Here is a 26994-nt window from a genome sequence, read left to right on the forward strand (position 1 = left end):
CGATGACGGTAACGAAATTAGCTCAGCTTTTTTGGAATTTTTTACAGCATGTCAAACCCTGCGCAACGCGCCACTAAGTTATTTGTCCAAACCTTTGGCACTAAAGCCGACGATTTATATCAAGCCCCAGGGCGAGTCAATCTGATAGGTGAATACACGGATTACAACGACGGTTTTGTACTCCCGGCAGCCATTAATTTTCATACAGTGATTGCGGTAAAACGCCGTGACGATACTAAGTTTCGAGCCGTCGCCGATGCGTTTCCCGGACAAATTAAAGAGTGGGTTTTCGGCCAAGAAAACGACATGGACCCGCAAGATGGTTGGGTGAATTACCTCAAAGGTTTTACTGCGGCTATGGCGCAAACTGGCTTATTAGCCAAGGGCTTAGACTTAGCAATTGTGGGCGATGTACCACTTGCCGCAGGTCTTTCATCTTCGGGCGCACTCGTTGTCGCCTTCGGTACAGCCATTAGTGATACCAGCCAACTGCATTTATCCCCAATGGCGGTGGCGCAACTCGCACAGCGCGGTGAGCACAGGTATGTTGAGTCGGCCTGTGGCATCATGGATCAAATGTGCAGCGCCATGGGTGAACAAGACCATGCACTCCTGATTGACTGCTTAGATCTCGATAGCGAAGCCATTCCCATTCCAGAAAACCTAAGCCTTATCATCATAGATGCCCATATCGAGAAACAACGCTTAGCCGCGACCAATGAGCAACGTCGCACTGAGTGTGCACAAGCGGCAGAGTACTTTGGCTTAGATGCACTGCGTCACCTCGATTTACGCCAACTAGAAAGTGCAAAGGCCGATTTAGATGAAGTGCTATACCGCCGGGCGAAACACGTCGTCACAGAGAACCAAAGAACTCAAAATGCTGCTCGCGCCTTAGAGCAAAATAACATCCAAAAATTCAGTCGTTTAATGGCTGAATCCCATGCTTCACTGCGTGATGATTTTGAAGTCACACTGCCCGAATTTGATACTTTAGTTGAAATTGTAAGCCAAGTGATCGGCGAACGTGGTGGCATCCGCATGACCGACGGCTGCGTGGTCGCCTTGGTCGACCATGAACTGACTGACGCTGTTGTTGCCGCCGTTGAACATGAATTCTTCGAAAAAACCGCCATCGATGCCACAGTGTATTTATGTTCCGCCAGCGCTGGCGCAGGGCGCATAGATAACTAGCCAGAACAGGCAATTTGCTAGAACAAGCACTTAGCCGCACTTAAATCAAAAAAACCTAATAGAATGACTACACCGTCGATAACATACGAATTCATCACTGAACTTTATGCTGTTGATGGCAAATAATAGGGTTAACATACTCATTTAACACAATAAGCAGTGAGCATATTCAACACAGAGGGAAGCTAAATGGTACGTTTCAGTGTTTTGGATCCTTGGACCGATCCCCGCGGCGGTGAAATCGAACGGGTTCGGATCGACAATGGCATACTCGCATTAGAAGTCATCAGCTTAGGCGGTATTATCCGCGCTCTGTGGACCCCTGATAAACACGGCGAACGTGCCAATATCGTTTTAGGTTGTGATAGCGCCGAAGATTACTTGACCCAATCGGCTCATTTAGGTGCCATTGCAGGCCGCTTTGCAAATCGCATCGCTAACGGCAAAATGCACTATCAAGGTCATGATTATCAGTTAGATGTCAACCAAGCGACTAACTGTTTACACGGCGGCCGTGAAGGGTTTAATCGTAAAAACTGGCAACTAGGTCAACTCCCCGATGGTGTGCGTTTGACCTTAATGAGCCCAGATGGCGACATGGGCTTCCCCGGTAATTGCACAGTTCAGCTGGATTACCGTCTCGCAGGCAATAATTTGTACGTAGAAATCTTAGCCTCGGTCGATAAAGCCTGTCCCGTAAGCCTCACCCAGCACAGTTATTTCAACCTCGATGGCTCAGAGACCAATCACGAGCATCTGATGCAAATCGATGCCAAGCGCTATCTCACCATGAATGATGTCAGTGTTCCCACTGGGATTGCCGATACAACTGGGTCGATTTTCGATTTAAGTCAACCAATACGCTTAGGTGACAAGCTGCATGCCGCTGAACTCGCAAGCACTCGCGGTTATGATCACTGTTATATGATGAATAATCCCGATGGCTCACTCGCCCGTTTTGGCTGTTTAAGCAGCCCCATTAGCGGTCGTGCTATGACGGTTTATACTAATCAACCGAGTGTGCAGCTGTACTGTGCTAATTTTTTAAATGGCACAGTAGGTCGCAATCAACAGGTATTAAATCAACATCATGCTGTGTGTTTAGAGCCGCAGATGCTGCCAGACTCACCGAACCAAGGCGAGCGCTTTGGTGATGACGTTTGGTTAATGCCAGGCAAGGTTTATCACCACATCAGTCGTTATCAGTTCGATACCGATGCGTAGCAATTCGCAATAAAAATTGAGAAAACGAGGAAAAGCGCGGTTTAGCAGAAGGGAATAAATAAAGCGATAAGGAATAAAATAAACACTACTTTATTCCTTACACTCACAGTGTTAGCCCTTAGGCCGACACTGTGTTAATCATCAAAATCATCGCCCCAATCATCGTCAAAATCCACGCCAACGGCATCAGATTCGACTTCTGGTTCAACTTCAGGCTTCGCCTTACGTACAGGCGCAGTTTCCTTCACGTTGTTCAAGTCAATGCGAGCTTGATGTTTACTCATAAATTGAGATCTTGCCGCCTTCCATGCACCACCAAACTTAGCCTCAGCAGCTTTTAACGCAGCCTCATCTAAGTCGTATAGGTTCACTTTGACTATATCTTCCACATACTCAATGATCGCATCGCGATCGGTATTGTATAGGTAGATACGTCCTGGGGAGGCATCGGGCAGCTGGTTGTCATGGACGACAATCGCGTTGCCTTTCGATGTTCTCAGCTCACCATACCAAACCTGTTTCTTTGCTGTGTTATACATATATGCTAATACCCTTAAATCAACACATACACCATGAGTTTTTTAGCCTGAATAAGCGAAGCATCGCTTGCTTTGATCCACGAATAGCGCCTGAAAGTCTCTGACGTTTTCAACTGGGTATTTTTACAGAATATTTCCGATAATCAATGCCTCATACCATGAAATTTTCACTAATTACGTATTAATTTCTGCCAAAGTACCCAAAAAGTTTAATCATTAACGACTTTAGTCTAAAAAATCGACGCGGCAAGTTTTATTCCCAAGAAAAAGCAATCATATCTATGGTGTTTGATGAGTCATCAACGTTAACAATTCGAGGTTGCTGTAAAGTTAACCATCAAGGTTATCCATGAGGATTTAATTACAGCGCTACAAACTCATATTTACCGAACAATGACTAAGCCACTATGATGTCAGAATGTCTTCTAGATTGACTCGAATGGCAGCGACTTAAAGCAAATATGTCGCTGCAAAACCAAGTATGCCTAGCTCAAATGACAGTCAGTATTACTTTGCCCCTGTGCTCACCCGACTCCATCAAAGCATGGGCTTTAGCGGCCTGTGCGAATGGAAAGGTTGCAAAAATGTTGGGGACAATTTTATGGGCGTTTAACAACGGCCAAACTTTCTCCAATAATTCAACGGCAATGGCGGCTTTGGCCTCCACGCTCTGCGGTCTTAGGGTCGACCCTGTCCACATGATACGTTTTGCCATCAGGCGGAAAATCTCAACCTCGGCTTTAGGCCCCCGTTGCATGGCTACCGACACCATACGCCCGTCCATCGCTAAGGCTTGTAAGTCGAGATTGATAAAATCGCCACCCGCAATATCAAATACCACGTTTACGCCCTTATCTTGAGTGAGTGCCATCACAGGTTCAACAAAGTTTTGAGTACGATAGTTGATGACTTCAGCGGCGCCAAGACTCAAGCAATAATCGCGTTTCTCATCCTGTCCCGTAGTCGCTATCACTTTTGAACCCAGCGCACTGGCCAACTGAATAGCCGTACTACCAATGCCACCTGAGCCACCGTGGATCAGTACCGTCTCGCCCGCTTTCAGTCCCGCACGCATAAACAGGTTACCCCATACGGTGAAGAAGGTTTCTGGCAGCGCAGCTGCCTGCACATAGCTAAAGCCCGTTGGAATAGGCAAACAATGGGCCGCATAGGTAAGCGCATACTCGCCATAACCACCGCCCGGCACTAAGGCGCATACCTTATCGCCAACTTGCCATTGGCTCACGCCGTCACCGAGGGCACAAATATCCCCAGCAACCTCAAGACCAATAATCGGTGATGCACCCGGTGGCGGTGGATACGCGCCCACCCTTTGTTTAACATCTGGGCCATTCACTCCTGCTGCATGTACGCGGATCAACACTTGCCCCGCCGCAGGGACAGGCAAAGGAGAGCGCGATAGCCGCATCACCTCGGGCGCCCCAGGTTGCTCAACATGAATATGGGTGTACTCGCTTGGTAAAGCTGACATAAAAGCTCCTGTGAGAATGGCACCAACCTAATAGCAGATTGCTATGCTTAAACGGTTCGTTTGCTAAACCTTAATGCGGCTAAGCTAGCGCAATTTCAAGCCAAATAGCCACAGTTATTCCATTCTATATTCCATCGCACTAAATCAAGCGGCTGACGTTAACCATTTGAACTGAAAGCTGAACCTAAGCTGAACAGAAAAGATGTGTCAAAAAAATATTATGACAAATACTAGATATATTAAAAACTTACAGCCATTATTCTGAGGCATTATTTGCTGGCTGCGATGTTTGTCGCGCTATTGTTATCACGCAAATAATCCAATGAGGTTTGATGCAAGTCTGTGTTAAATGCATCAAATAACGCCCAAGGAAGATCTGCTTTGCAGACTAGATAACTACGGATACACAATGAAAAACACACTACTCTTCGCAGCAATTAGCTTAGCGATTGCAACTCCCGTTCTTGCCCATAACACTCATGCAAGCCCCCCATTAGGCAACAACACATCAAACAGTTCACCAGCTCAACCCGTCCCGCCACCGCCCTCTGCACCAATTAGCTTAATTGAATCACATAGACCACTGCTACGGGAGACGCCATTGATGGCATCCCCCAATGATCCGACGATGACAGAGCAGCCTAAGATTCATTCGCGCCAAAAACGTCAGATAGAGGTCTCGGAGCAACCCCCACTTAAGTTGCAGAATCGTAGCGCCGCGATGCAAGTCAGCGACTGCAGTGACTTTGTTGGGAAATCAGGTCAGGCACTAGTCAATGAACTGAGCCAATCGACACCCGAATGCGTCGGTAAGCTCTATAGCCTCAAAGGCAGTGCTGCGACCGCGCTATTTAGCGAGGCCAATGTGATCAGTGTGGCTAATGCCATTGCCGCTAAAGCCAAGGACTACACTGGGGTCGATGTTCAGCATCTGGAGTCCCATATTTACTTTGTCCGCGCGGCCCTTTATGTGCAGTTTTACAGCCCAAATGATGTGCCCGCTTACAGCAATGCTGCTAAGGTCAGCTTAAAATCTGCCCTTAATGCGTTATTTGCGAACGCTGCGATTTGGACTGTCTCCGATGACAATGCTGGCGTGTTGAAAGAAGCCTTAATCCTGATTGACTCAGCCGAGCTCGGCGCCGAGTTTAATCATGTCACTATCAAAGTGCTTACGGACTACGACGCTTACTGGCAAGCCAGTTTCGCCATGAACGCCGCAGCAAACTCAGTGTTTACCACCTTATTCCGCGCCCAATGGAATGATGACATGCAGGCGCTGTTCGCGCGTGATCAAGGGATTTTAGATGCGCTGAATAACTTCCAACTCGAACATCGCAACTTGTTAGGCACCAATGCAGAGTACCTTTTGGTCAACTCAGTTAAAGAGTTATCTAGGCTGTATTACATTGATGCCATGCGCCCGCGAGTGACCCAGCTGGTCAAAAACATCCTCAGCAGCACCAGCAAAACCGAACCGAGCAAAGTGCTTTGGTACGCGGCGGCAGAAATGGCAGACTATTACGATCGCAGCCATTGTAACGATTACAATATCTGTGGTTTTAAGGCGCAGTTAGAAGCCGATGCTTTACCTTTTAATTGGAAATGCTCCGACAGTCTCAAGATCCGCGCCCAAGATCTCTATCAAGATCAAGCCAAGTGGGCCTGTGATGTGCTAACCAGCCAAGAAAGTTATTTCCACAGTAAACTCGAAACGGGCATGCAACCCGTGGGGCAGGATAACAACGATGACTTAGAGCTAGTGATCTTCGGCAGTTCGTCTGAGTATAAATCCTTAGCCAACAGTATATTTGGTATCAGTACCGACAATGGCGGCATGTATTTAGAAGGCTCACCCGCCGGACTCAAAAATCAGGCACGTTTCATCGCCTATGAAGCCGAATGGCGCACGCCGGATTTCCACGTCTGGAACCTGCAACACGAATACGTACACTACCTCGATGGACGCTATAACCTGTTTGGTGACTTTAGTCGTGGCACTTCGGCCAATACCATTTGGTGGATTGAAGGCCTCGCGGAATACATCTCTTACCGTGACGCAAACCCTGCGGCAATTGCCATGGGCGAAACCGGTGAGTTTATGTTATCGACCATCTTCAAAAACAACTATGAATCTGGCCAAGACCGCATCTATCGCTGGGGCTATCTGGCGGTGCGTTTCATGTTTGAACACCACAGGGACGATGTGAGACAGATTCTGGCCTACCTACGCAACGATCAATATGCAGAATATCAAGCCTTTATGGATAATATCGGCACACGTTACGATAACGAATGGCAGGGTTGGCTCGCCAGTGGTTTAAGCACGGCTGACGATGGCATAGTCGATAAGGGCCCGAGTGATGTCGACGCTGAGCCTAGTGGCCGCGAAGGCAACTGGACAGGACCAGCAGGCACTATCAGTAAGGATTACTCGCCTTGCCAAGTGACTAACGAAGCCTACCGTTACACAGAATCGGCCAGCCTGAAAATTGATGTGCCGATGGAATGTATCGATTCAAAACTCGGCCGCGCCAGTTTCAGCTTCACCAATACCGATCGCACAGCCCAAGAGCTTTGGATCAAGATTGGCGGTGGTTGGGGGGATGCCGACATTTATTTCGATTCTAGAGGCTGGGCAAGCCCTGAGCAAAACCAAGGCGCTGGTATCGGTAATGGTAATTATCAAGTGATTAAGGTGCAGTTAAACCCTAACGAGTATTGGCACTACATTACCTTATCGGGGGACTTTGGCGGCGTCGATATGCAAGTCAGCACCACTGAGCTATTTGCTGATATCGACCCCGATCTGGGGGATGGCGGCGTGGATCCTGAGCCACCAGCCAATTGCGGCGCAGCGACCTTAGATTACGGTAAGCTCACCCTAGGCAAAAATGAGTGCATCAGTGGCGGGCGTAACAGCTTCTACTTCTGGGTTGAGGAAGATGATACCCAGTTCACTATCACCACTAAGGGCGGCTCTGGGGATGCCAATATTTACTTCAATGCCAGTCAGTGGGCCGACGCAGATAATGCCGATGCAAAGAGCTCTCAAGCAGGAAATCAAGAATCGCTTAGCTTCAGCGCCAATCGTGGCTGGCGTTATATCACGATTGATACTGCCACTGAGTTTAGCGGCGTAACACTGACCTTAAGCACAGGCACGAGTAACACACCCGATCCGGTGCTCATTGCCAACGCCTGCGCGACGCAATCACCCTTAAGTTATGGTGAGCTCAGTGCTGGCAAAGCCATTTGCACCGCCGATGGGCGCAACGATTATTACCTTTGGGTACCAGAGGGAACTAATCAGCTAAGCATCAACTCCGCCCACGGCAGTGGTGATGTTAGCCTGTTTTCGGGGACGACTTGGGCGAATGCTCAACACTTCGATGCAGCCTCTGTGACACCCGCCAACACGCGGGAAAGTATCACAGTCAATGCACCAAACGTGGGTTGGTATTACATCACAGTGCAGAGTGAGCCCCAGAGTGCGGGAGTCGCACTGCAGGTTGATTTACGCTAGTTTGATGACTTGCATCGCTTAAGTAAGCAGTTTTAGCCATTACGCATAAATCAAGCATTTGAATAAATAGCAAAATCCCTGCTTCTGCAGGGATTTTTATTGAAGATAAGCTGAATAAGCGACACTGACGTCATAGAGTCTTTAGCGGCAATACGTTATTAGCGCATCCCTTCGAGCAATTGCACTCTCTCCTTGGCCCTTGCTGCATAGTCGTTTGAAAACCGCTCTGCCATTTCAATGCTCTGCTGATAAAGCGTTAACGCTGCTTTTGCATCGGCCGGTCCACCCTCGCCTTTATCTAACAGGGTTGCGAACTGGAAGTAAGCATTGCCTAGAATATCCGCTTGCAAGCCTTGTTTGGCACCCAAGGTTGTCACTTTTTCTAACCAGTATCTCGCGTTAACCGTATCTCGATAGGGTTCCAATAACAGGATATTGGCAAGTTCAGCGGCGGCGTAAAGATCTCGCTCGGCGGCAATTATCCAAAACTCCTCGCTCTGCTCAAAGTCCTCTTTAAAGTAGTAATAGGTTTCGGCGGCATCTCGCGCTAAATCAGGTTGAGCTTTAACGCTTTGGCGATAATTTTCCAATGCCGTTGTAGCATTAAAATAGGGCGAACAAGATAACACTTGATAAAACGCCATCAGACTTCTTGCCTCAGGCAACCCTTGGTCAACTAGCTGATTTAACTGCTGCCATGCTTGCGTTTCACGAACCTTATCCGCACCTGTATTAACCAAGCCACGCTCAATAACCGATAAAGGTAAACGGATTAACTCAAGCTTTGCCGCATTATCGCCAAAGCTTGCGGCGCGCTCCAGCCAATAGATCTTTTCATCGGCACGCCCCGCGTAACCCGCTTGATCTCGCAGCCAATGCAGCGCCTCAATATCGCCAGCTTCAGCGGCTTCACGGTAATATTTCTGTGCCTTAATTTTATCCTTGGGTAAGGCGTGCCCAAGCTCATAGATACGTGCTAACAATCGTTTATCAGCAGCCTTTGAACTCTGAGCTAAGGTATTGATTTGTGATTCAGGTTTACCATAGGCATACAATTTCACATCACCGTTAGCATAAGTATATTGAGTACCATCGGGATAATTCACCTCAACCGTATCAGGCTGATACCAAACATTGACCTCATACTGTTCGGCAATCTGTGGATTAAAATTCACCCGCATCACAGTCTCATCACCGCGACGAACCGCTTGAGTATAAGGACTAGCCCATAGGCTAGAAATTTGCTGCAAACTACTTTTCAGCCTAGCCTCGAAGGGTTTGTCTTCCTTAGGAGAATGAATAAATACTGGATAGTAAACTGGCGCTAAAGATAAAGGCGTAGTCGCAAGCAACGAATTATCCGCCTCGCTACCCGCATAAATAGGATCGATATTAAGTTCATGACTTAAATAAAAATCATCGTGGGGTGACACTTGAGTCGGCAACGTAGTTTGGCTAGCAACTTGTGCCGCATCCACAACAGAAGTGCGCTGCAACTTAGCAAGATATTGTTGTTTAAGTGCTTTAGCCCTTTGCCACAACGGATGGTTCGGCAGTATTGTCACATCGAGCATTAAATCCTCAAGCCGCCACAGACAATCGCCGCCACCATTCAAAGCTAAGGGCAGCGAAAACTCACTCGCTTTGCTACCACTGCTAATCACTTGCCGCAGCACTGAGGTTTCTTCGAATGTCGCGCGGTAGGGATTAGCAATATCACCACTGGGAAAACGGATTTCCTTTCGAGTACAAACAGATGAGACGTAATAACCGACAAGTTCTAATTGCGTATTAGCAGGTAATACACCAACGAACTCGAAACGCGAACTGTCTACAGGTGCAGTCACTTGATCGACGGGCAACTCACTACGAAATAAAGAATCCCAAAAAGAGGCCATGACGGGAGAGGCAAACATCAATCCAGCCGAGCAAGCCAAATATAAAAAAGCCCTATGAAAGCAATGTAACAAACTCATAATGCCAGCTCTCCGTTGCTGATGAGGCAAATCCACTCGCACTTAAACACTCGCTTAAATACAACAAAGATCATTAAGCCAACGCGTTTAGCCGTTGGCTTAAATCATAACGTATTTACAGGCAAGTTGAACCCATGCCTGTCAGCCTAGGGGCGATAAACCCAGCACATAAAACTCAACTTAAGCACTTCGCAGTCTAGCAAGCACATCCTTGGCCTTCAATTCCGCCATAGCGACATAGGCCACAGGCACTACAAATAACGAGAAGAAAGTGCCCGCTAACAGACCTCCGACTAAGACTAAACCTATGTTAGCTAATCCTAACGAGCCCGGTCCCGATGCCAAGGCTAAAGGAATCGCACTTAAAATCATGGTTAAAGACGTCATTAGAATCGGTCTTAAACGAGATTTGGCACTGCTTCGCGCCGCCTCAATCGCACTCAAACCTTGGTCTTGTTGCTTATTGGCAAACTCCACCAGCAAGATACCGTGTTTAGTCACTAGCCCCACTAAGGTTAATAAACCAATCTGCGAATAGATATTCACACTCTGACCAAACAAGGCTAAGGTCAATAACGCACCGACAATACACAAGGGCACTGTCAGTAAGATAATTAAGGGATCGACAAAACTTTCGAACTGCGCAGCCAAAATCAAATAGATAAACACCAATGCCAGCAAGAATAGCGACTGAGTGCCCGCCTGCGAATCCATAAGATCCTTCACCACACCATTGTATTTAAAGCCTTGGGCATCATTAAGCAATGTCGGCAATTGTTCATCTAAGTAGGTTTTGATTTCATCAGTTGAATAACCGGGCATAATATCTGCCGTCAATTCAGCGCTATCAAGACCCATAAACGTCTTAATGTTAGATTCTGCCGTGGTCTGTTTAATCGACACAAATTGCGACAATGGCAGTGCTTGCCCAGATTCTGAAGTGACATACAGCTTATTCAACACTTTAAAATCACTCAGTTTGTCTAAGTTTACTTGCACTTGAATAGGATAAGTAAAACCATCGGTAGCATGTAAGTCCGCCGCCTTCACTGAGCCAAGAAAGGTAGAAAGTGCATTAGTGACATCACCATAACTCACACCTGAGAGGATAATGGCGTTGCGATCGATAGACAGATCGTAGCGTAGTTGGTCCCTAAGCACTGAGTTGCCCACGTTATTCAGGCCAGGATAATCCTCGAGTAATTTTTGCACTTTGGCGGCGGTTTCGCTGAGTTCGTCCTTATTCCGATCTAAGGTCGTCAGCTCTAAACGCAAGTTATTGGCAATATTGAGGTTATTTGCTGAGCGAATGCTAAACGACATGTTATAGGCAGAAACGTTTTCCTTTGATGTTGTAATCAAGTCGCTGATCACATCATCTATACCCTCACTGCGCTCACCCCAAGGTTTGAGTAGCACATGGTTCACAGGTTCTCCCTCGATATAGGACAAGTTAGCCCCAACCGCGGGATGCTCATCCATCACGCTATTAAGCTCAGCATTGTGATTGAGATGATACTGCCGACCGACACCGGTAGGACCATTAGACGCCACATCGATAAAGCCGGAGTCCTCCGCAGGCAAGAGTATTTTGGGTAATTGCCAGTAAGCAATACCCGCAAGACCCACCAAAACCACAGCTACACCAAACATCAAACGCTTGCGGACAAACCACTTATTCAGCTCATTGATATACAAATGATTTAACTGCTGCAGCGCATTCTCGACTCGGCTAAACCATTTAGGGTGTTGCTCAGTGGTATTGATAAGATAGGCGCTCATCATAGGCGACAAAGTCAACGCCACCACGCCAGAGATCATCACGGCCGCTGCTAAGGTAAAGGAGAATTGCCGAAACAGATCGGCGGTTAAGCCCGACATTAATCCGATCGGTAGATACACGGCGGCGAGCGTTAACGTCATCGCAATGATAGGGAAAATGATCTCCTGACAGCCTTTAATCGCCGCATTGAAAGGCGTTTCACCGTTTTCAATATGGCGATAGCAGTTCTCGACCACCACAATGGCATCATCCACCACCAGGCCAATGGCCAAAATAATCGCCAGAATAGTCAACACATTGATACTAAATCCGAGCGCCGACATCACAGCAAACACCCCAATCACGCACACGGGAATGGTAATAATAGGGATCGATGCCGCCCGCAGGCTACCCAAAAATAACACCACAATCAGCGAAACTAAGATCACTGCTTCAATCAACGCAGAAAACCCTTCGTCGATGGAGGCTTCAATAAAATCAGCTTGGTTGTAGGCCAAGTTCATTTCTAAGCCTTGGGGTAAATGTTTTTGCATGCGTGCAATTTCGGCTTTAATGTTCGAAGCCACTGTCACTGGGTTAGCGTTGCTCAGCGGTAAAATCTGCAATGACATTGCACTATGTCCACCGATAGACAACATACTCGGCGACAGACTTTCCTCGCCCATCACCACATCGGCGACATCGGACACGCGGATGATCTTACCCTCGCTGACCTTAATCACCAGATCCTTCACGTCTTCAAGCGTTTCAACTTGATTCAAAGGGTTAATCGAGAAATCCCGCGACTTACCTTTGATCGCACCCGAGGTAAAACTGGCATTGTAAGAGCCTAACGTGCCCACCACATCGGCAGCTTTAATATTCAACGCCTTCATTTGTTCAGGATTGAGCCAGACTCTGACCGCCTTTTGTGAGCCGCCATAGGGCCCCCAAACAGCACCAACGCCTTGAACTTGTTTGAGTTGCGGTACTAACTGCTGGCTAATGTAGTCGTACATAGCCTGCTTTTCCATGCCACCCGCGTTCACAAAGGTGATGATATTACTGGCCGAATCCGTGGCCGAGGTATCGTCGGTAACTGTGGGCTTATCTATCATGCTCTGGGGGAAATCGTTAATCCCTTCGACGCTGCTACGCAACTTGTTCATTAAGTTGGTGTATTCAATATCGCTGGTGTCATCATTGAATTTAATCGTTAATGAGCAACGCCCCTCGCTACAGTCGGTCGACATGGTATCGACTTTATCTATGCCCGAAGCCGCAGCAATCAACTTATCGGCCACGTTACTCGACATAAAATCGGCGCTCGCCCCTGCAATCGACGCATTCACAGATGCCGAGTGGGTGGTATGCTCAGGGAAGTATTGGATATCGAGTTTTTGAAAGGCAATCAAGCCCAGTAACACAGCCATAATACTGAGTACGGAGGCGAAGATAGGATGACGAATACAGACTTCGGGTAAACGCATTATTCAGCCACCTCAATATTTGGAGTAGCGCCTGAATCAGCACCTTTGTCAGCGCTTGATGTTGCCGCTTTATCTGCAGTGTTTCTATCCTGCACGACTTTGATCTTGCTATCGGACTTGAGGTTTTGCATACCCGTTTTAACGACTAAATCGCCTTCGGCTAAACCTTCAGTCACGACGGCATAACCGTCATTCGTATTTTGAGCGAGTTTAACCACTTGCTTTACTACGCTATCGCCCTGCACTAGCCAGACAAAACGTTCATCGTTATTGGCAATAATCGAATTTTGCGGCACTAATAGACGTTTAATCCCTAGACTATAGAACTGCTTGATGTTGGCGAACATGCCAGGAGCAAGCTTAAACTCAGGGTTTTCAAGGGCAGCATGCACTTCAACCCGTCCTGAGCTTTCATCTACCGCAGGGGCAACATAGTTAACTAACCCTTTGAATACCTTATTACCATAGGCCTCAACAGTCACATTCACCTTTTGGCCCTTTTGCGCCTTGCCTAAATCCTTCTGACTGATGGCATAACGCACTTCGACCGGATTTAAACTATAGAGGGTGACTAAGGCCGTACCAGCACCAATTTGACTGCCGATAGACTGACTAAAGCTGGTCAACTGACCATCGAAGGGAGCCTTGATCAGGTAATCGTTCATGGTTGCTTGTTTCTGGCGAAAATCCGCATCGGCCAGATTCACATTTTCCCGTAGCTCATCCACATCTTGCTTAGCAAGCGCAAAGGGTTCTTTAATCAGTAAGTCTTCGATACGCTCCAGCTTAGTTTTAGCCAGTGCTAAGGTGCTCTTGGCTTTGTCTAAATCAGCCTTGGCTTTAATGTTGTCCTGCTCGGCAATCACTTGACCTTTAGTCACTTTGTCGCCGTTACTAAAATGAATCGCGCTAATTTTTTCGCTAGCATTAAAGTTCAGCGTGGCTGAATCGATAGCGTTGATTTTACCGACTTCATTCACTACATCGGCAAAGGACGTTTCTTTAACGGCCTCGACCGTCACAGGGATGATGTCGACCTTGTCCGCCGACATCACGGCCATAGGGGCTAAAGCGAAAACACTCGCCAGTAGAAACGGCAAAGGCGCGAATAAGGGCGCCTTTGGGAGATGATGGGGATGGCTTTTTAATGAAATATCGCATGCACTGCGTGCTTGTTCAGTTACTCTTTGTGTAAACAGCGTTCGTGTAAACATAGTATGCAAACCTATCGTTCTTACTATTCAACGGACATCCTATCCGACAACAGCAAACCGGATTGAACCCAAAACTAATACCAAGTCCCCCCAAAGTGCCTGTTTCAGCAATTTGAGGTTATTTGGGTATACAGCCTATAGGCTTAATCCCAGTCAGTGCCAGTAAAAACTCGGTTACACAACCAAACAAAACAATAACTTAACGATAAACTTAATAGTGAGCACTTAAATCACACAAACAACCATAAAATACAGCAAACTTGAAACAAGTGTAGAGCCAGCCTATTAGCAAGCCACTATTTACCTTTTAACAGTGCTCCGATGGCCTTTTTCACGTCTGCAAAACAGGGGCGCTGAGCCACATCTAACTGCATGCACTCGTCTTTAATCGCACTCAACTGTGTGTAGTACAGAGGGTCAATCGAGGTATTCACATAGGCAGATGCATCCACATAGGCCAACAGATCTTCAATCAAGCAACCAAGCGCCCGCACTTCAATAGCTTCTATCGCTAAGCGTTCTGCTGTCGATAGATTGCGTAAGTTTGATGCCGCACCAAAATCCCCAAACAATAAGCTCATCTGTTGATTAACCATAATATTATGGGCGTAGACATCACCATGACTTACTTGTTTGGCATGCATGTGCGCCATTGCATCGGCCAACTGGTGTGTGATTTTGGCGACTTCATCAAGGCGAAATTCGCTACCGTCTTTAAAGGTATCGCGAGTGCAGGTGACAAGACTTGGTGGTAGCCCTAAGTTACTAAACCCTGGCGGAATTAGTTCCATTACTAAACCCAATTGATCTTTTTGGCTAATATGCGCCACGACCTTAATAAGGCTGGGATGATCACCCGTTGTGAGACAGCAATCTAACTCGTCAGCGGGATAACCATCGCTCGTCACTTCACCCTTAAAGAGTTTTACCGCAATCTGCGCCGACCCCGTCGCGGCTATCATGGCTTGATTCAACCAATCGCCTCGATAAATGACCCCTGAAGCCCCTTCGCCAAGCTTCTCAGCCAACTTGATATCACCCAGAGTCACATTCGCCACTGTGGCCACATCGGCGTGGGGATCGACTAAGGTATGGCTAAATGGATTTCCCGCAAAGGCGAGCCAAGTCAGTTTGGGCAAACTGAGTAACCAAGCTGGCAGTGCGTGGAGTTGATTGGCCGATAAACGCACTAACTCTAAGTTGCGGCAATTGGCCATCGACTCGGGCAAGGTTGTTAAACGGTTACCCGCTAAAGCTAATTTTTGCAGACGATGTAAATCGCCCATGGCCGCAGGCAATGTCTCAATGAGGTTATCGGTTAGGATGAGCCAGCGGGTTTGCAGCGGTAATGCCGCAGCAGTCACTGTTTTGATTTGATTGGCCTTAAAGCCAATCATCTCTAAATTTGTGCAGCGCCCTAATGCCTCAGGCAAATGTTCAAAGCGATTATTCGAGGCGAAAATTATCTTTAAATGCGATAAGCGGTGTAAATCCTCGGGCAAAGTGCTCAGTTGATTATTCGATAAATCGAGGATTTCGAGGGTATCGGCTAAATCAAAAATCTCCCGCGGGAACTCGGTTAAATCCTCAACCAATTGTAAACGTGTGATCCCTTGTAACTGCCCTGCCCTTAACTGCGCTAACGTCTGCACTTTGCTACCCAAGTTAATGAAAAATCGCGGCTATGGTAGCGTATAAATCGACAAAGCTAAACGCAGGATCAGCAATCAAAGGGCGGCACAATCGGCCTTAAGACAACTTTGATACAATAGGTAAAACTTGGGGGAGCTATCCAGAAACTCGAAAACAGATTAGCATGTGCACCAATATGGAATGCCCAGTCAACTCATCACAGGACAATCATGCGGACACATTTTCGCCAAACGCACTCTTTTACAGTGCTTATGCTTGCCATGCTAATGGCCCTACTGAGCGGTTGCGCTACAACATCAGCAAGCCCATCAACCACTGAATTCAATGCCACAGCAAGTGATGTCAGTAATGATAACCACCACTCGCCACAACAGCATCAAACACCACCCGAAGTGGTTGAGCAGTACAGCGATGTATGGGAAAAGATCCAACACGCCAATACCATTGACGTCCATGATGATGCCGAAGTACGTAAACAGCGTAACTTTTTCGATGATAAACAAAAATTTATGAATCAGGTTGGCGATCGCGCCGAGCCATTTTTGTATTACATAGTCAGCCAGCTAGAAGTGCGTAACATGCCATTAGAATTGGCGTTATTGCCCATAGTCGAAAGTGGCTATAACCCTTTAGCACAAGCTAACGGCCCCGCAGGACTGTGGCAAATGATCCCTGCTACTGGACGTAATTTTGGCTTAACAGTGAATTCTGCCTACGATGGTCGTAAAGATGCGCTGGCCTCAACCGATGCAGTGCTTGACTATCTACAGCACCTATACGACACCTTAGACAAAGACTGGATCAACGCCGTCGCCGCCTACAATACCGGTGAGCTAGTGATCAAAGCCGCCATTGATAAAAACAAAGCCAAGGGCAAACCTACGGACTTTTGGTCACTGGGTATCCCCGCTAAGCGAGTACAAACAGTTCCTAAGTGGCTGGCATTTATTCAGATTATTCGAAATCCCAACCACTACGGTTTAAAAGTCCCCCCTATTGCTAACCGCCCTTTCTTGGAAAGAGTGCCAGCACCTAATGGCGTAGATATCGGCCAGATTGCTAATGCAGCAGGGCTCAGCAAAGCAGAATTTAAAACCTATAACCCAGGCTTTCGCCAAGGTGTAATCCCCAGCAAAGGTAAATATCAAATCGCCTTACCACTGGAAAACATAGGTCATTATCAGGAAAATCAAGACAAGCTCTACGCTCAAAAACGCTATGACAGCCAAAGCTATATCGTCAAATCTGGTGACAGCCTAGGCACAATCGCAGCCAAGTTTGATATGTCAGTGAAAGCATTAAAACAGGCCAACAATCTGACATCTGACCGCCTAAAAATCGGCCAAGAGCTCACACTGTTAACGCCAATGGCGGGCAATGATAATGAGCCAGAACCCACTAAAACCAAGGCGAAGACAGATAAAAAAGTGAGCAATAAGTCGTCGACCAAAGCTAAAGCGACTACCTCAACATCGGCCGATAAACCTGTAGTAAAAGCGACCACTTACAAGGTGAAATCAGGTGATTCGCTGGATAAAATCGCCCGTAAGAATAAGGTTAAACTGGCTGACTTAATGAAGTGGAACCAGCTCAATGGCAAAAGCATTATTAAGCCAGGCCAAGAACTGAAAATTTCCGAATAACGATTGTAGTTTGAACGGCAAAAAGCCCAACAAAGCGCGGTTCCCAAGCGCTGTGTTGGGCTTGTTTCTATCCCAATATCAGAGTTAACCGCCACAGTTCAGCGTTACTGCTCAGTTGACCTAACCAATGCTCTCGGACAATCATTCCAAAACAAACCACTCCAATTGCAGTGCCATTATTTTGTGTCTTTCTTCGCTAAACCAAGGGGATACAATTGCTGCTTAAACATGCCAACAGGCATGTAATCGCCCACGACACCATATTGCTCTGGCCACTCTTTCTGACCTCGAACTGCAGTCCCAAATAGGTAATCTAAAAAAGAAAAATGGGCAGCATAGTTACGGTCGATTGCCGCCTTATCGGAAGCATGATGCCAATGGTGGAATTGCGGACTGACAATTAAGTAACGTAGCCAGCCAAAGTTAACCTGCACATTGGCATGATTAAAGACCGCCTGCACGCCAACGATAATCACATAAATACTGATGATGTCTTTGGAGAATCCCAAGATAAAAATCGGCGTGAGCACTAAACAACGGGTAGCAATCAACTCAAACATATGTTGCCTTGAACCAGCCAACCAATCTAAATGTTTCGCGCTATGGTGCACCGAATGGAAGCGCCACAGGAAAGGAATTTCATGGTAGGCACGGTGCGCCGCATATTGCATTAAATCGGCGACCAATAAAATCAACAACAGTTGCAACGCAAAGGGAAGATCCGCGATAAAGCTTTGCACTGTGCTGGAAATAGCCCAAGAAAAGGTCGACTGCACAAATTGGTTTGCCACCAATAATACAAATCCAATCGCTAAGTGATTCACCAAAAAATGGTTTAAATCCCCTTGCCACTCGGGTCTCAATATTGCTTGTTCTGGTTTATGGGGTAGCCATTTCTCGATAAAAATGAAAATTAAGGTTGAGCCTAATAAGTCTAAAATAAACCAATCTAAACCCAGTGAGACCTTATGATTAGCAAAAGGCTCGACCTCAACTTGATGACCACCAAAGGCAATCGCTAAACTCACAAATACCCAAGCCACAAAGCCGAAACGCTTATTTTTATTTCGAATAAAATTCAATAAACCTAAACTGCCCGACACCACTAAGGCGACAAATATTAAGCTGCGAATAACATCGACATTATAGCTTTGGCGTAATTCTGGAGTGGTGAGATATTCGGGAAAATGAAACGCCAATACACCCAGAAACGATAATATCGCTAACATACACGCTATAGTGCCGCTAATACTGCCTTCACCAATTTGGAAATGGCCGTCTTTAAATCCTTTACTCATCACAGTGAACTCCTTTTCCTATATTGCTCGCGTTACTCACATCACAGCAATGCTCGGCTTAATTTTTGCCGATCAGCCTACATTAACCCCGCAGCCACAATCAATAAAAAGTGAATGCTAAGACAATAATGCTCAATCTACTAAGCCCACTAAAACGAGCACACAAAAACAGCCCAAAAAAAGCGCTACCTAAGTAGCGCTGTTTTATTAGAGCCGTTCACTCACCTTAGCGGTTAGATCTTAATCAAGTTATAACCAAAGCTAGTAGAAGGATCTTTATTCAGCACCATAGTCACATTGTCTTCATTGCTGAAATCCATTAAATCGGATGCATAGACAACGGTTTTAGTACCGTTTTCCACAGCGATAACCTTAATAGAATATTCTCCAGCTGGCACAGTCAATGACTGAGGGCTTGCTGGATTGACTGCGGTGATCTTATTTACAGCCGTTTCAATCGTGTCATTTGCCTTTAAGAAATACACGGTTAGATTGCTTTTATCGGCAAAACTCACAATGTCGAACTTAAAGCTATAGGGACTTGGCGTCTGAGTTTGCTTCATCTCCATCGCCTTCACTTGGCTGCCCTGCTCGGTCGTTTGCTCATAGATGAAGATGGTTTTAATGTCATCTTGGTTAAGGGTGATCAACACGTTATCGAGCAATTTATTTTGCGTACCGTGGTCGAACACACTCACACCAAAATCATTAAACTCAGCACCTTGATAGCTAGTCACCCCAAAAGATGGCACTTCGCTAAACAGAGTATCTTGCTTACTGCTAGCCACTTTCACATCGATAATGTGCGAACCTAAACCGTTAAAGACGCGATAATCGACACTCGCTTCTAATGCTACATGATTGCGAACATTGGTGGTTGAATCGACACTGTCCAAAGTGATTTTTGAATCCGATGCACCAAAACCTTCGCGGATAATCAGCTTATAAGGCACCTTAGAACTGAATTTAATGTTCGCAGTTGTATAAGAAACATTCGTTGTTCCCGCTGGTGCGAGGTAAACCTTATATTCACCCGTATCCATCACTTGCGGCTGCGACACTTCACCGTAGGCCACACTGCCTAACATCACAGCATCGGCAAAGGTTTGGGTCGACTTAGAAACATAAGCGTCAAAGGCTTGGGCATGCACTGCAGTATTGGCAATCAAGAGCTGCATTTTACTGTTTTCAGCCACTTCGTTGAGCTTATCGAGTTCAGTGCGAGAATAGTTGATATTAAGTAATTTAGGTTCGGTAAAATCACCATGTAATACAAAGAAATGGTCCGTTGCAACTTTCAAATCGATATCTTCTTTATAAATAGAGATATCTTTATCAGAGGCATCCTTAGCCATCACTTCAATCGCAGTTACGCCAGCCGTCGACGTAAATCGCGGCATAGTGTCCCCATAGATCACACTTTCATAGGTTTTATCGGCAACTTTGAGTGCAGTAGCAGTGCTTCCAGCTGAAGCATTATAAAATTGCACATAGGTGGCATTTTGATCTGTGCCCTCTTCATTATTATCATCTGAGCCACATGCCGTTACCGCTAAACAGGCAACAGCCACCGCAGCGAATCCCTTTAGCTTACTTTTTATCATTGTTTCCCTCATTAGCAGACAAAAATTCAGTTCAATCTACGCAGTTATACAATGACAACAATGGCAATTTCCACTAAAAACAAAAACAAATATTTTACAAACTCAAACACTTAACAAACATTTCAATAACACACCAAAAAGTGATACAAACCACACTTTTCAGGCCCTTAATTGATACAAATGCGGCTGCTGATACTTTTGCTCGCCTCTCAAAAATTCTGCTCCAGTGGAAAATGACTGTTCTATCGAACACCTCTCTTTTAGGCTTAAAGCGACTATGGATAAACTATCTTCAGACGGTACAAACCTTGTTCGACTAATGCGATTAGGTTACTCTCGCATCGCCAATTAAGCCTTTGGGATGGATAGGATTTGCAAGGGATTCTCAACTACTACAAACAATGTTTTCAACACGATAGTGCCGAAATCAATCTCTGGTCTAGCCACAAGCTTGCCGAGCAAGATCAGCTATTACTCCAACATGAAGACGAGTTAAGCAGTGGCTTCCTACCCCGCTTGCCTGTGCCATTTGCTCCCGCCAGTGCATTACTAGCACGTAGCGCTTTGTATTTACGTGAAAAGGTATTATTGCACTGCTGTCTGTTTTTCTGCGGCACAGTCGACCTTAATGGCGAAAAACGTAAAGTCGTGACGCCACTCCTTTATCGCGAATGCCAATTGCAGGCCGACGGCGATAATCTCTACCTAGAGAGCAATGACACTCTAGCTGGCAGCGGACCATTCACTATCAATGAAGCTCTATTAGAAAAATTAGTCGTTGAAGGACATACCCTAAGCCAAGATTTACGCGATAATCCAACGGATGTCAGTGGCTGGATATCTTGGCTGCGGGCGGGCCAAGCCGATGTTGATACCAGTCACTTATTGCATTTTCCCAAGCTGATCGATGAGACTGAATTCACTAGCTTATGCCGTAAACGTGGGCAGTTTCTTGTCAGTCGAAGCCAAATCATTTTGGCAGAACGTTCGATCGCGAGTCGGGGCATTTTGCACGAACTCGACAAACTAATGACAGCGCCTGAACCATCAGCACCGCTTAAAGCGCTATTCGCAGAAACACAACAAACAACATCAATCAGCGCCAGTGAAGACACACAAGAGGCTTATCTTCCTGGGCTGTTAAGCCGCGCGCAAATTCAGGCCTTAAAGATTGCGGCCAATCATACTTTGGGGCAGGTCTCAGGCCCACCAGGAACAGGTAAGAGTTACACCATAGCTACAGTGGCAGCAGAGCAGGTATTAAGGGGTAAATCTGTCCTCATCGTCGCCCACACTGATGTTGCTGTTGATGTCATTGCCGACAAGTTACAGCAACAGTTCCAGCTTGGGAGCTGTCTTATTCGAGCAGGCTCGCCGCAGTTTATAAAAGTCCTTAAAAACCAGATTGATGAAATGCTCCATGGTCAGCACCCTGCATCTGATGAAGCCGTCTCGGATAGGTTGCTACTCAATGCAAAACAGCAACTTAATACCGTGACTCGACAGCAAGTCAAGATGGAAGCGGGCTTTATACGTCATTGCCGCCATGCCATACGTCGCGGCCAAAAACTGGCGACCTTACAACAAGGACAATCCCGTTGGCGCTTAGGATTTTACAATTGGGCTTACCGTGCAGGTATCAAAAGGTTTGCCCAGCAATGGAATGAACTCGATAAATTAACGGCCCTCATCGCGCAAAAAGAAGACTTAAGCCTCAAATACTTACAATTGGCAACTCACTATCGATTAAACCAATTACTCAAACATAAGCGCAGTACGCTGGTGAGTTTTGCCAGTGCGTTACGTGCTCGCCAGTCCGCTAAGCAACTCGACGGCTTCTACAAGACGGATTTTGATGCCTTAAAACAAACCTTTCCCATTTGGTTATCTAGCCTTGCCAGCTTGCATAAAGTGCTGCCCATGGAGCAGCAAATGTTTGATTTAGTGATTATTGATGAAGCCACCCAAGCCAATATTGCCGCATGTTTACCGGCCTTGCAGCGAGCAAAGGCGGCACTGGTGGTGGGAGATAGCAAACAACTGCGCCATTTCTCGTTTTTATCCCGCGCAAAACAAACTCAAATCCAGACTCAACTCGGACTCGCCCTGGATTGTCGCGGCCTAATGAGCTACCGTGATGCCAGTATGCTCGACTTAGCGTCACTGTCCCTCGCGAGCCAATCCCAAGTGGTATTTTTAAATGAGCATTTTCGGAGTAAACCTGAGCTGATCCAATTTAGTAATCAGCAGTTTTATCAAGGCATGCTGAAGATTATGCAGCACAGACCTTGCACAAGTTCGGGACACTTACACAGAGTCCACGTTACCGGCAGCCGTGATAGTAAGGGAATTAACGCCATAGAAGCGGAGGCATTAATTCAAAAGTTAGCTCAACTGATTGATGAACAAGAGAATGCATTAGTGCCCGCCAGCATTGGTGTGCTTTCCTGTTTTCGCAATCAGACGGAGTATTTATCCCAGCAGATCCTCGCACGCTTTAGCACGCAGCAAATAGAACGTCATCAATTACGGATTGCCACGCCCTTTGGTTTTCAAGGGGAAGAGCGCGATATTATGCTGCTGTCGTTTAGCATTACGGCCAACGACAGCCGCGCCGCCGTGTATTTAAATCGCGCCGATATGTTCAATGTCGCGATCACCCGCGCTAAACAGATGCAGTGGCTATTTTTATCGGTACAAGCACATGAGCTCCTCAACAATAATTTACTGGCAACTTACTTAGCATCGGCGGGCCAATTTCAAGCGGCGCACAATTATGTCGATGCCCTCGATAACTTCGGCCAGTCTGTGGCACACGCGATTGAAGAAAAAGGCATAACTGTCTGGCGCGCTTACCATATGGCGGGACTAGAACTGGATATTCTGTGCCGCTATGGTAACCAATATTTAGCAATAGATTTAATCGGTTACCCAGGACCTTGGGCGGACTTTTTCGATATTGAACTGTATAAACTCTTACAGCGCGCGGGGATTAAACTGATCCCCGTCAGCTATGGGCTATGGTGCCAACAGCAAGAACTTTGTATCCAACATATTTGCCAGCAATTGGGAATAACGCCCGCAGCACGCGCGGCTCTTTAGTGAAGGTGAAGCCGCAACGGAAAAGCCGTTGCTGTGCCTGCGATTGTTATGCATTTAGTAGCTCAGCCTCAAACCAGATATCTTCGTAGTTATTGTCATCAATTAGAAAACGGTAACCAGGAGGCAGATCGAGATACTTTTTTACCTCAGGCAAGTATTCTTGGATGTGCTCGACGTGAAGTGGTGAGAAGAACTCATCCTCTTGTGACATGGATTCCCCACACCAGATATACCAACCGTTCGTTCCATTTTTGGGCATATGCCGGAGCCCATTAATTAGTCCGCAGCCCAATGTACCAAGCGCGATACCCAATTTTGTTCCTGCCTCTGGCTTTTGCGGCCCAACACCCGCCCATGCACAGATTGTTTGTTTGCGCTGTATTATCATAATGTTCCGGATGCATAAAGTTTGAGCTCACGCTGCGGCCAGTCAGGGCCGTCGCGCCTACAGCGAATAGTTAGCCGCCGACGCGCGTTGTGTGAACTCTGTGATCGCCACATTCATCTCGGTGTAGAGACTTATCTCTACAACCGCAATTCCTTCCTTCTTAAGCCTAGCAACGAATATCTCTATGGCTGAGCGAAGTGAAGACCCAAGATATTGCCGGAGATCTTCCTCACGCGCCAAACGCCAAACTGACTCTGGAATTTGGATGTCAGCAGTAAGGTATCGACTTTTCTTGGCAAAGCGTACCCGATGAACCCCCTCAAGACCATAGTTGGCAAATTCTCCATCTACCCTCAGCACCAACGCGTACTGATCTACCGAATCGCAATGCGTAGAGGTGACATGCTTTTCTAACGCGTGGAAGAGCTCCACTTTCAGACAGGATATGCCGCCATCTTCTGGGCCACCACATTCACAACCGATTGAGATTGGACTTTGCACACCCTTTCCTTAGCGGCTAACGTCTTAATATTTATGTACAGCTCGTTTATCTTATTGGACCAGCAAAAACAAGCATAGTTAATTAATTGTAAAAAATGAACTTATCAGCTTTTTATCAAATGCGCCATGCGAAAAACCACGCAATATTGAATACTAGGGTATAACGTTCCTGTTCTGGTCACTCGTTGTGAGTAACTGAAAACAGAACATATAAATGATGGTTAACAGCCTTAATCATGCTGTTGATAAATGGCTTTTATCTTGTTTCGCAACCAAGTGATTTTGGGGTTGTGGCTGTTTCTCTTATGCCAAATCAAGGTAAAAGGAATGGCGAGTTTATTAAGATATTCGCCACTTATCGGGATCGGGCGAGTGACTAAGTCAGGGTGTAATTGGCGGGCATATTGCTCACAATATTGTGGCGCAATTGCCATCATGCTGTGGTGAGGCTCTGCCGCGACAAACAGTGACTGCTCAAAACTGGCCAAGGTCAGCACAATATTACGACTCAGACCAAGCTCAATAAGCACATCATCTAAGGCCCAGGTTTCGCTCTTTTCCCACAAAATATTGATATGCGAATATTTAAGAAAGGTGTCTATATTCCACTCTTCCTGCAAGGCGGGATGATCGCGGCGCAAATACACCTGAGGAAGATCGGTAAATAAAACCTCAAAATCGATAAAATAGGGTAATAAATCAAGGGATTCCTTGGAACGTGGATGACTTTCTCGGCCGGTAAAACCCATATCAGCTTCACCACGCACAATCGCTTCGAGTGAATCGTAATCCCAATTTCGTACCTTCACCTTTGCATCAGGGTATTGAGTATAAATGGCCTGAGTCAGCTCATTAAGCATGATAAGCAACAAAGGCGACTCAAGCATTAACTCGAAGGTGAGCCCTTTGGTCATCTCATCACCGCGCTTAGCCATCAGTTGCTTACCCATTTGCAACCATTCCGATAACTCCTGCTCCATACCGTGAGCCAATGGCGTTAACTGAAATCCCTGCGGCGTTTTGACAAATAAGGGATCGTCAAACCAATCCCGTAATTTGGCCAGCGACTTACTCACAGTGGATGGCGTGACATTGAGCTTTTTGGCAGTCTTAGAGACACTCCGCTCCTGTAATAAAAGCTGCAAAATAAACAATAAGTTAAGATCAAGCCGACTCAGGGATTTGGTCATTAAGTACAATTTCCGGCAATTTAGGAACCGCTAAGATCAGTGTAATGCTCACCAGCGCACCGACAGCGAGGATCACTAATAATATATTAATCGCACTCACTTCGAGCAGACCCATCACCCAAATATATAAAGCTGAAGTACACACTTGGGCAATTCCCAGTAATGAGCTGGCAACTCCAGCCCGAGTAACAAATGGGCTGAGCGCCTGACTCATGGTGACCCCAAATCCAATCGAAAAACCGGAACAAACAAAAGCAAAACCTAACAGGTTGAATGACTGACTAACCCCGCCCAATTGAGTCAAGATAAACACCAATGCCGCTGCGGCAAATAATATCTGAGAGAACAAGATTAACGATTTTTCTTTAAACAGGTTAAGCAAAAAGGGCGTCGAAAATGAGGCTAACATACTCACCAATGCCATCATTGCCATGGTATTGGAATATTGCCCACGGTCAAACCCCATCTGCCCCATGATCAACATGGGAGAGACATTTACATAGCTTAAAATCGTGGTCACACCTAAAGTCGTTATCACCACACGACTGAGAAAAAACCGCTGTTTAAAGGATTCTTTATACCCACCCAGCTCAACTGTGGTGTGAAATTGCGGTTTAGGATAGGTTTCGTGCAATACAAAAATACACAGGATTAAGACCATTAATCCCATCCCCGCCATAGTGTTAAATAGGCTAGGCCATGGGAATTTAAGCATAATTAAATGGCCTATCACAGGCGCTATCACAGGGATAATGCAAGTCACGCCATTGACCATAGAGAGCACTTTTGCTCGGCGCTTATCGTCTAATACATCACGCAAAATCGCAAAAGCCACAACATAGCAAGAACCCGCACCAATGCCTTGTGCAAAGCGTGCCATTAAAAAGAGATCACTGGTTTGCGCACTACCGGCAAAGTAAGAGGCAATAGCAAACAGCAATGCGCCAAACAAGGTAATGGGTTTACGCCCAATCCTATCGGCTAAGCTCCCCGCAAACAGCATAGTGGTCGCCATTCCCGCAAGATACACAGAAAAAGCAATATGCAGCTGCGCCTCACTCGCCCCTAAATCCTGCGCAATTTGCGGCAAACCGACCAAGTACATATCTATCCCTGTCGGGTACAAAAACACTAGACAAAAACTGCACAATAGATATCGAAACATATACCTCACCCCGTTAGCCATCTCACACATAAG

Annotated in this window: 17 protein-coding genes; 5 read left to right on the forward strand and 12 right to left on the reverse strand. The window is 46.4% G+C overall.

What is annotated here, in order from left to right:
• The first annotated feature begins 48 nt into the window (after window positions 1–48).
• Together galK and KO533_RS08375 are read left to right on the forward strand one after the other, a co-directional pair.
• Window positions 49–1194 (forward strand): galactokinase, encoded by a 1146-nt coding sequence (gene galK, locus KO533_RS08370; RefSeq protein ID WP_028761840.1) that lies wholly within the window; start codon window positions 49–51, stop codon window positions 1192–1194.
• A 189-nt stretch (window positions 1195–1383) separates the two neighbouring features.
• A complete protein-coding gene (locus KO533_RS08375; RefSeq protein WP_173246993.1) occupies window positions 1384–2418 on the forward strand; it encodes an aldose epimerase family protein in 1035 nt (344 codons plus the stop codon).
• Window positions 2419–2552: 134 nt separating this feature from the next.
• Here KO533_RS08375 and KO533_RS08380 read toward each other — a convergent pair whose 3' ends face one another.
• Entirely contained in the window at window positions 2553–2957 is a 405-nt protein-coding gene (locus KO533_RS08380) for a hypothetical protein (protein ID WP_105251357.1), read from the reverse strand.
• A gap of 490 nt (window positions 2958–3447) precedes the next feature.
• A complete protein-coding gene (locus KO533_RS08385; protein WP_173246996.1) occupies window positions 3448–4449 on the reverse strand; it encodes an NAD(P)H-quinone oxidoreductase in 1002 nt (333 codons plus the stop codon).
• 409 nt (window positions 4450–4858) lie between these two features.
• Here KO533_RS08385 and KO533_RS08390 point away from each other — a divergent pair, with 409 nt between their 5' ends.
• Window positions 4859–7975, forward strand: a complete 3117-nt coding sequence (locus tag KO533_RS08390; protein ID WP_219253648.1) for a M9 family metallopeptidase — start codon at window positions 4859–4861, stop codon at window positions 7973–7975.
• 158 nt (window positions 7976–8133) lie between these two features.
• On the opposite strand, the gene KO533_RS08395 is transcribed toward KO533_RS08390, so the two are convergent.
• From KO533_RS08395 to KO533_RS08410, 4 genes are all read right to left on the reverse strand, one after another.
• The gene (locus tag KO533_RS08395) at window positions 8134–9951 is read right to left on the reverse strand and encodes a sel1 repeat family protein (RefSeq protein WP_173247002.1); all 1818 of its coding nucleotides are present in this window, start codon (window positions 9949–9951) and stop codon (window positions 8134–8136) included.
• Between the two features lie 180 nt (window positions 9952–10131).
• Entirely contained in the window at window positions 10132–13203 is a 3072-nt protein-coding gene (locus KO533_RS08400) for an efflux RND transporter permease subunit (protein ID WP_219253650.1), read from the reverse strand.
• Complete coding sequence (locus KO533_RS08405; RefSeq protein ID WP_219253651.1) at window positions 13203–14417, reverse strand: efflux RND transporter periplasmic adaptor subunit; 1215 nt, start codon at window positions 14415–14417, stop codon at window positions 13203–13205. Before KO533_RS08405 ends, KO533_RS08400 begins: the two co-directional genes overlap by 1 nt.
• A gap of 296 nt (window positions 14418–14713) precedes the next feature.
• On the reverse strand, window positions 14714–16069 hold the full coding sequence (locus KO533_RS08410) for a leucine-rich repeat-containing protein kinase family protein (protein ID WP_219253653.1): 1356 nt from the start codon (window positions 16067–16069) through the stop codon (window positions 14714–14716).
• Between the two features lie 210 nt (window positions 16070–16279).
• Between KO533_RS08410 and KO533_RS08415 the strand changes: the two genes are divergently transcribed.
• On the forward strand, window positions 16280–17713 hold the full coding sequence (locus tag KO533_RS08415; RefSeq protein WP_219253655.1) for a LysM peptidoglycan-binding domain-containing protein: 1434 nt from the start codon (window positions 16280–16282) through the stop codon (window positions 17711–17713).
• A gap of 176 nt (window positions 17714–17889) precedes the next feature.
• On the opposite strand, the gene KO533_RS08420 is transcribed toward KO533_RS08415, so the two are convergent.
• Both KO533_RS08420 and KO533_RS08425 read right to left on the reverse strand, forming a co-directional pair.
• On the reverse strand, window positions 17890–19011 hold the full coding sequence (locus KO533_RS08420) for a sterol desaturase family protein (protein ID WP_105251349.1): 1122 nt from the start codon (window positions 19009–19011) through the stop codon (window positions 17890–17892).
• A gap of 233 nt (window positions 19012–19244) precedes the next feature.
• Window positions 19245–20615: a DUF4397 domain-containing protein gene (locus tag KO533_RS08425; RefSeq protein ID WP_219253657.1), complete on the reverse strand. Its 1371-nt coding sequence runs from the start codon at window positions 20613–20615 to the stop codon at window positions 19245–19247.
• A 372-nt stretch (window positions 20616–20987) separates the two neighbouring features.
• On the opposite strand from KO533_RS08425, the gene KO533_RS08430 reads away from it, so the two are divergent.
• Window positions 20988–23717: a DEAD/DEAH box helicase gene (locus KO533_RS08430; RefSeq protein WP_219253660.1), complete on the forward strand. Its 2730-nt coding sequence runs from the start codon at window positions 20988–20990 to the stop codon at window positions 23715–23717.
• A gap of 46 nt (window positions 23718–23763) precedes the next feature.
• Here KO533_RS08430 and KO533_RS08435 read toward each other — a convergent pair whose 3' ends face one another.
• From KO533_RS08435 to KO533_RS08450, 4 genes are all read right to left on the reverse strand, one after another.
• Complete coding sequence (locus KO533_RS08435) at window positions 23764–24105, reverse strand: hypothetical protein (RefSeq protein WP_173497146.1); 342 nt, start codon at window positions 24103–24105, stop codon at window positions 23764–23766.
• 57 nt (window positions 24106–24162) lie between these two features.
• A complete protein-coding gene (locus tag KO533_RS08440; RefSeq protein WP_173497145.1) occupies window positions 24163–24606 on the reverse strand; it encodes a hypothetical protein in 444 nt (147 codons plus the stop codon).
• Window positions 24607–24836: 230 nt separating this feature from the next.
• Window positions 24837–25796 (reverse strand): HTH-type transcriptional regulator YidZ, encoded by a 960-nt coding sequence (gene yidZ / locus KO533_RS08445; protein ID WP_131524386.1) that lies wholly within the window; start codon window positions 25794–25796, stop codon window positions 24837–24839.
• Window positions 25771–26961: an MFS transporter gene (locus KO533_RS08450; RefSeq protein ID WP_173497144.1), complete on the reverse strand. Its 1191-nt coding sequence runs from the start codon at window positions 26959–26961 to the stop codon at window positions 25771–25773. The genes yidZ and KO533_RS08450 overlap by 26 nt, the downstream gene beginning before the upstream one ends.
• Between the last annotated feature and the right edge of the window lie 33 nt (window positions 26962–26994).

Source organism: Shewanella sp. NKUCC05_KAH (genome assembly GCF_019345585.1).
Lineage (GTDB): Bacteria > Pseudomonadota > Gammaproteobacteria > Enterobacterales > Shewanellaceae > Shewanella > Shewanella oncorhynchi.

What these genes read in the sequence shown, in the direction of transcription:
- galK (WP_028761840.1), top strand. Translation starts at nt 49, where the DNA reads ATGTCAAACCCTGCGCAACGCGCCACTAAGTTATTTGTCCAAACCTTT.
- KO533_RS08375 (WP_173246993.1), top strand. Translation starts at nt 1,384, where the DNA reads ATGGTACGTTTCAGTGTTTTGGATCCTTGGACCGATCCCCGCGGCGGT.
- KO533_RS08380 (WP_105251357.1), bottom strand. Translation starts at nt 2,957, where the DNA reads ATGTATAACACAGCAAAGAAACAGGTTTGGTATGGTGAGCTGAGAACA.
- KO533_RS08385 (WP_173246996.1), bottom strand. Translation starts at nt 4,449, where the DNA reads ATGTCAGCTTTACCAAGCGAGTACACCCATATTCATGTTGAGCAACCT.
- KO533_RS08390 (WP_219253648.1), top strand. Translation starts at nt 4,859, where the DNA reads ATGAAAAACACACTACTCTTCGCAGCAATTAGCTTAGCGATTGCAACT.
- KO533_RS08395 (WP_173247002.1), bottom strand. Translation starts at nt 9,951, where the DNA reads ATGAGTTTGTTACATTGCTTTCATAGGGCTTTTTTATATTTGGCTTGC.
- KO533_RS08400 (WP_219253650.1), bottom strand. Translation starts at nt 13,203, where the DNA reads ATGCGTTTACCCGAAGTCTGTATTCGTCATCCTATCTTCGCCTCCGTA.
- KO533_RS08405 (WP_219253651.1), bottom strand. Translation starts at nt 14,417, where the DNA reads ATGTTTACACGAACGCTGTTTACACAAAGAGTAACTGAACAAGCACGC.
- KO533_RS08415 (WP_219253655.1), top strand. Translation starts at nt 16,280, where the DNA reads ATGCGGACACATTTTCGCCAAACGCACTCTTTTACAGTGCTTATGCTT.
- KO533_RS08420 (WP_105251349.1), bottom strand. Translation starts at nt 19,011, where the DNA reads ATGAGTAAAGGATTTAAAGACGGCCATTTCCAAATTGGTGAAGGCAGT.
- KO533_RS08425 (WP_219253657.1), bottom strand. Translation starts at nt 20,615, where the DNA reads ATGATAAAAAGTAAGCTAAAGGGATTCGCTGCGGTGGCTGTTGCCTGT.
- KO533_RS08435 (WP_173497146.1), bottom strand. Translation starts at nt 24,105, where the DNA reads ATGATAATACAGCGCAAACAAACAATCTGTGCATGGGCGGGTGTTGGG.
- yidZ (WP_131524386.1), bottom strand. Translation starts at nt 25,796, where the DNA reads ATGACCAAATCCCTGAGTCGGCTTGATCTTAACTTATTGTTTATTTTG.
- KO533_RS08450 (WP_173497144.1), bottom strand. Translation starts at nt 26,961, where the DNA reads ATGTTTCGATATCTATTGTGCAGTTTTTGTCTAGTGTTTTTGTACCCG.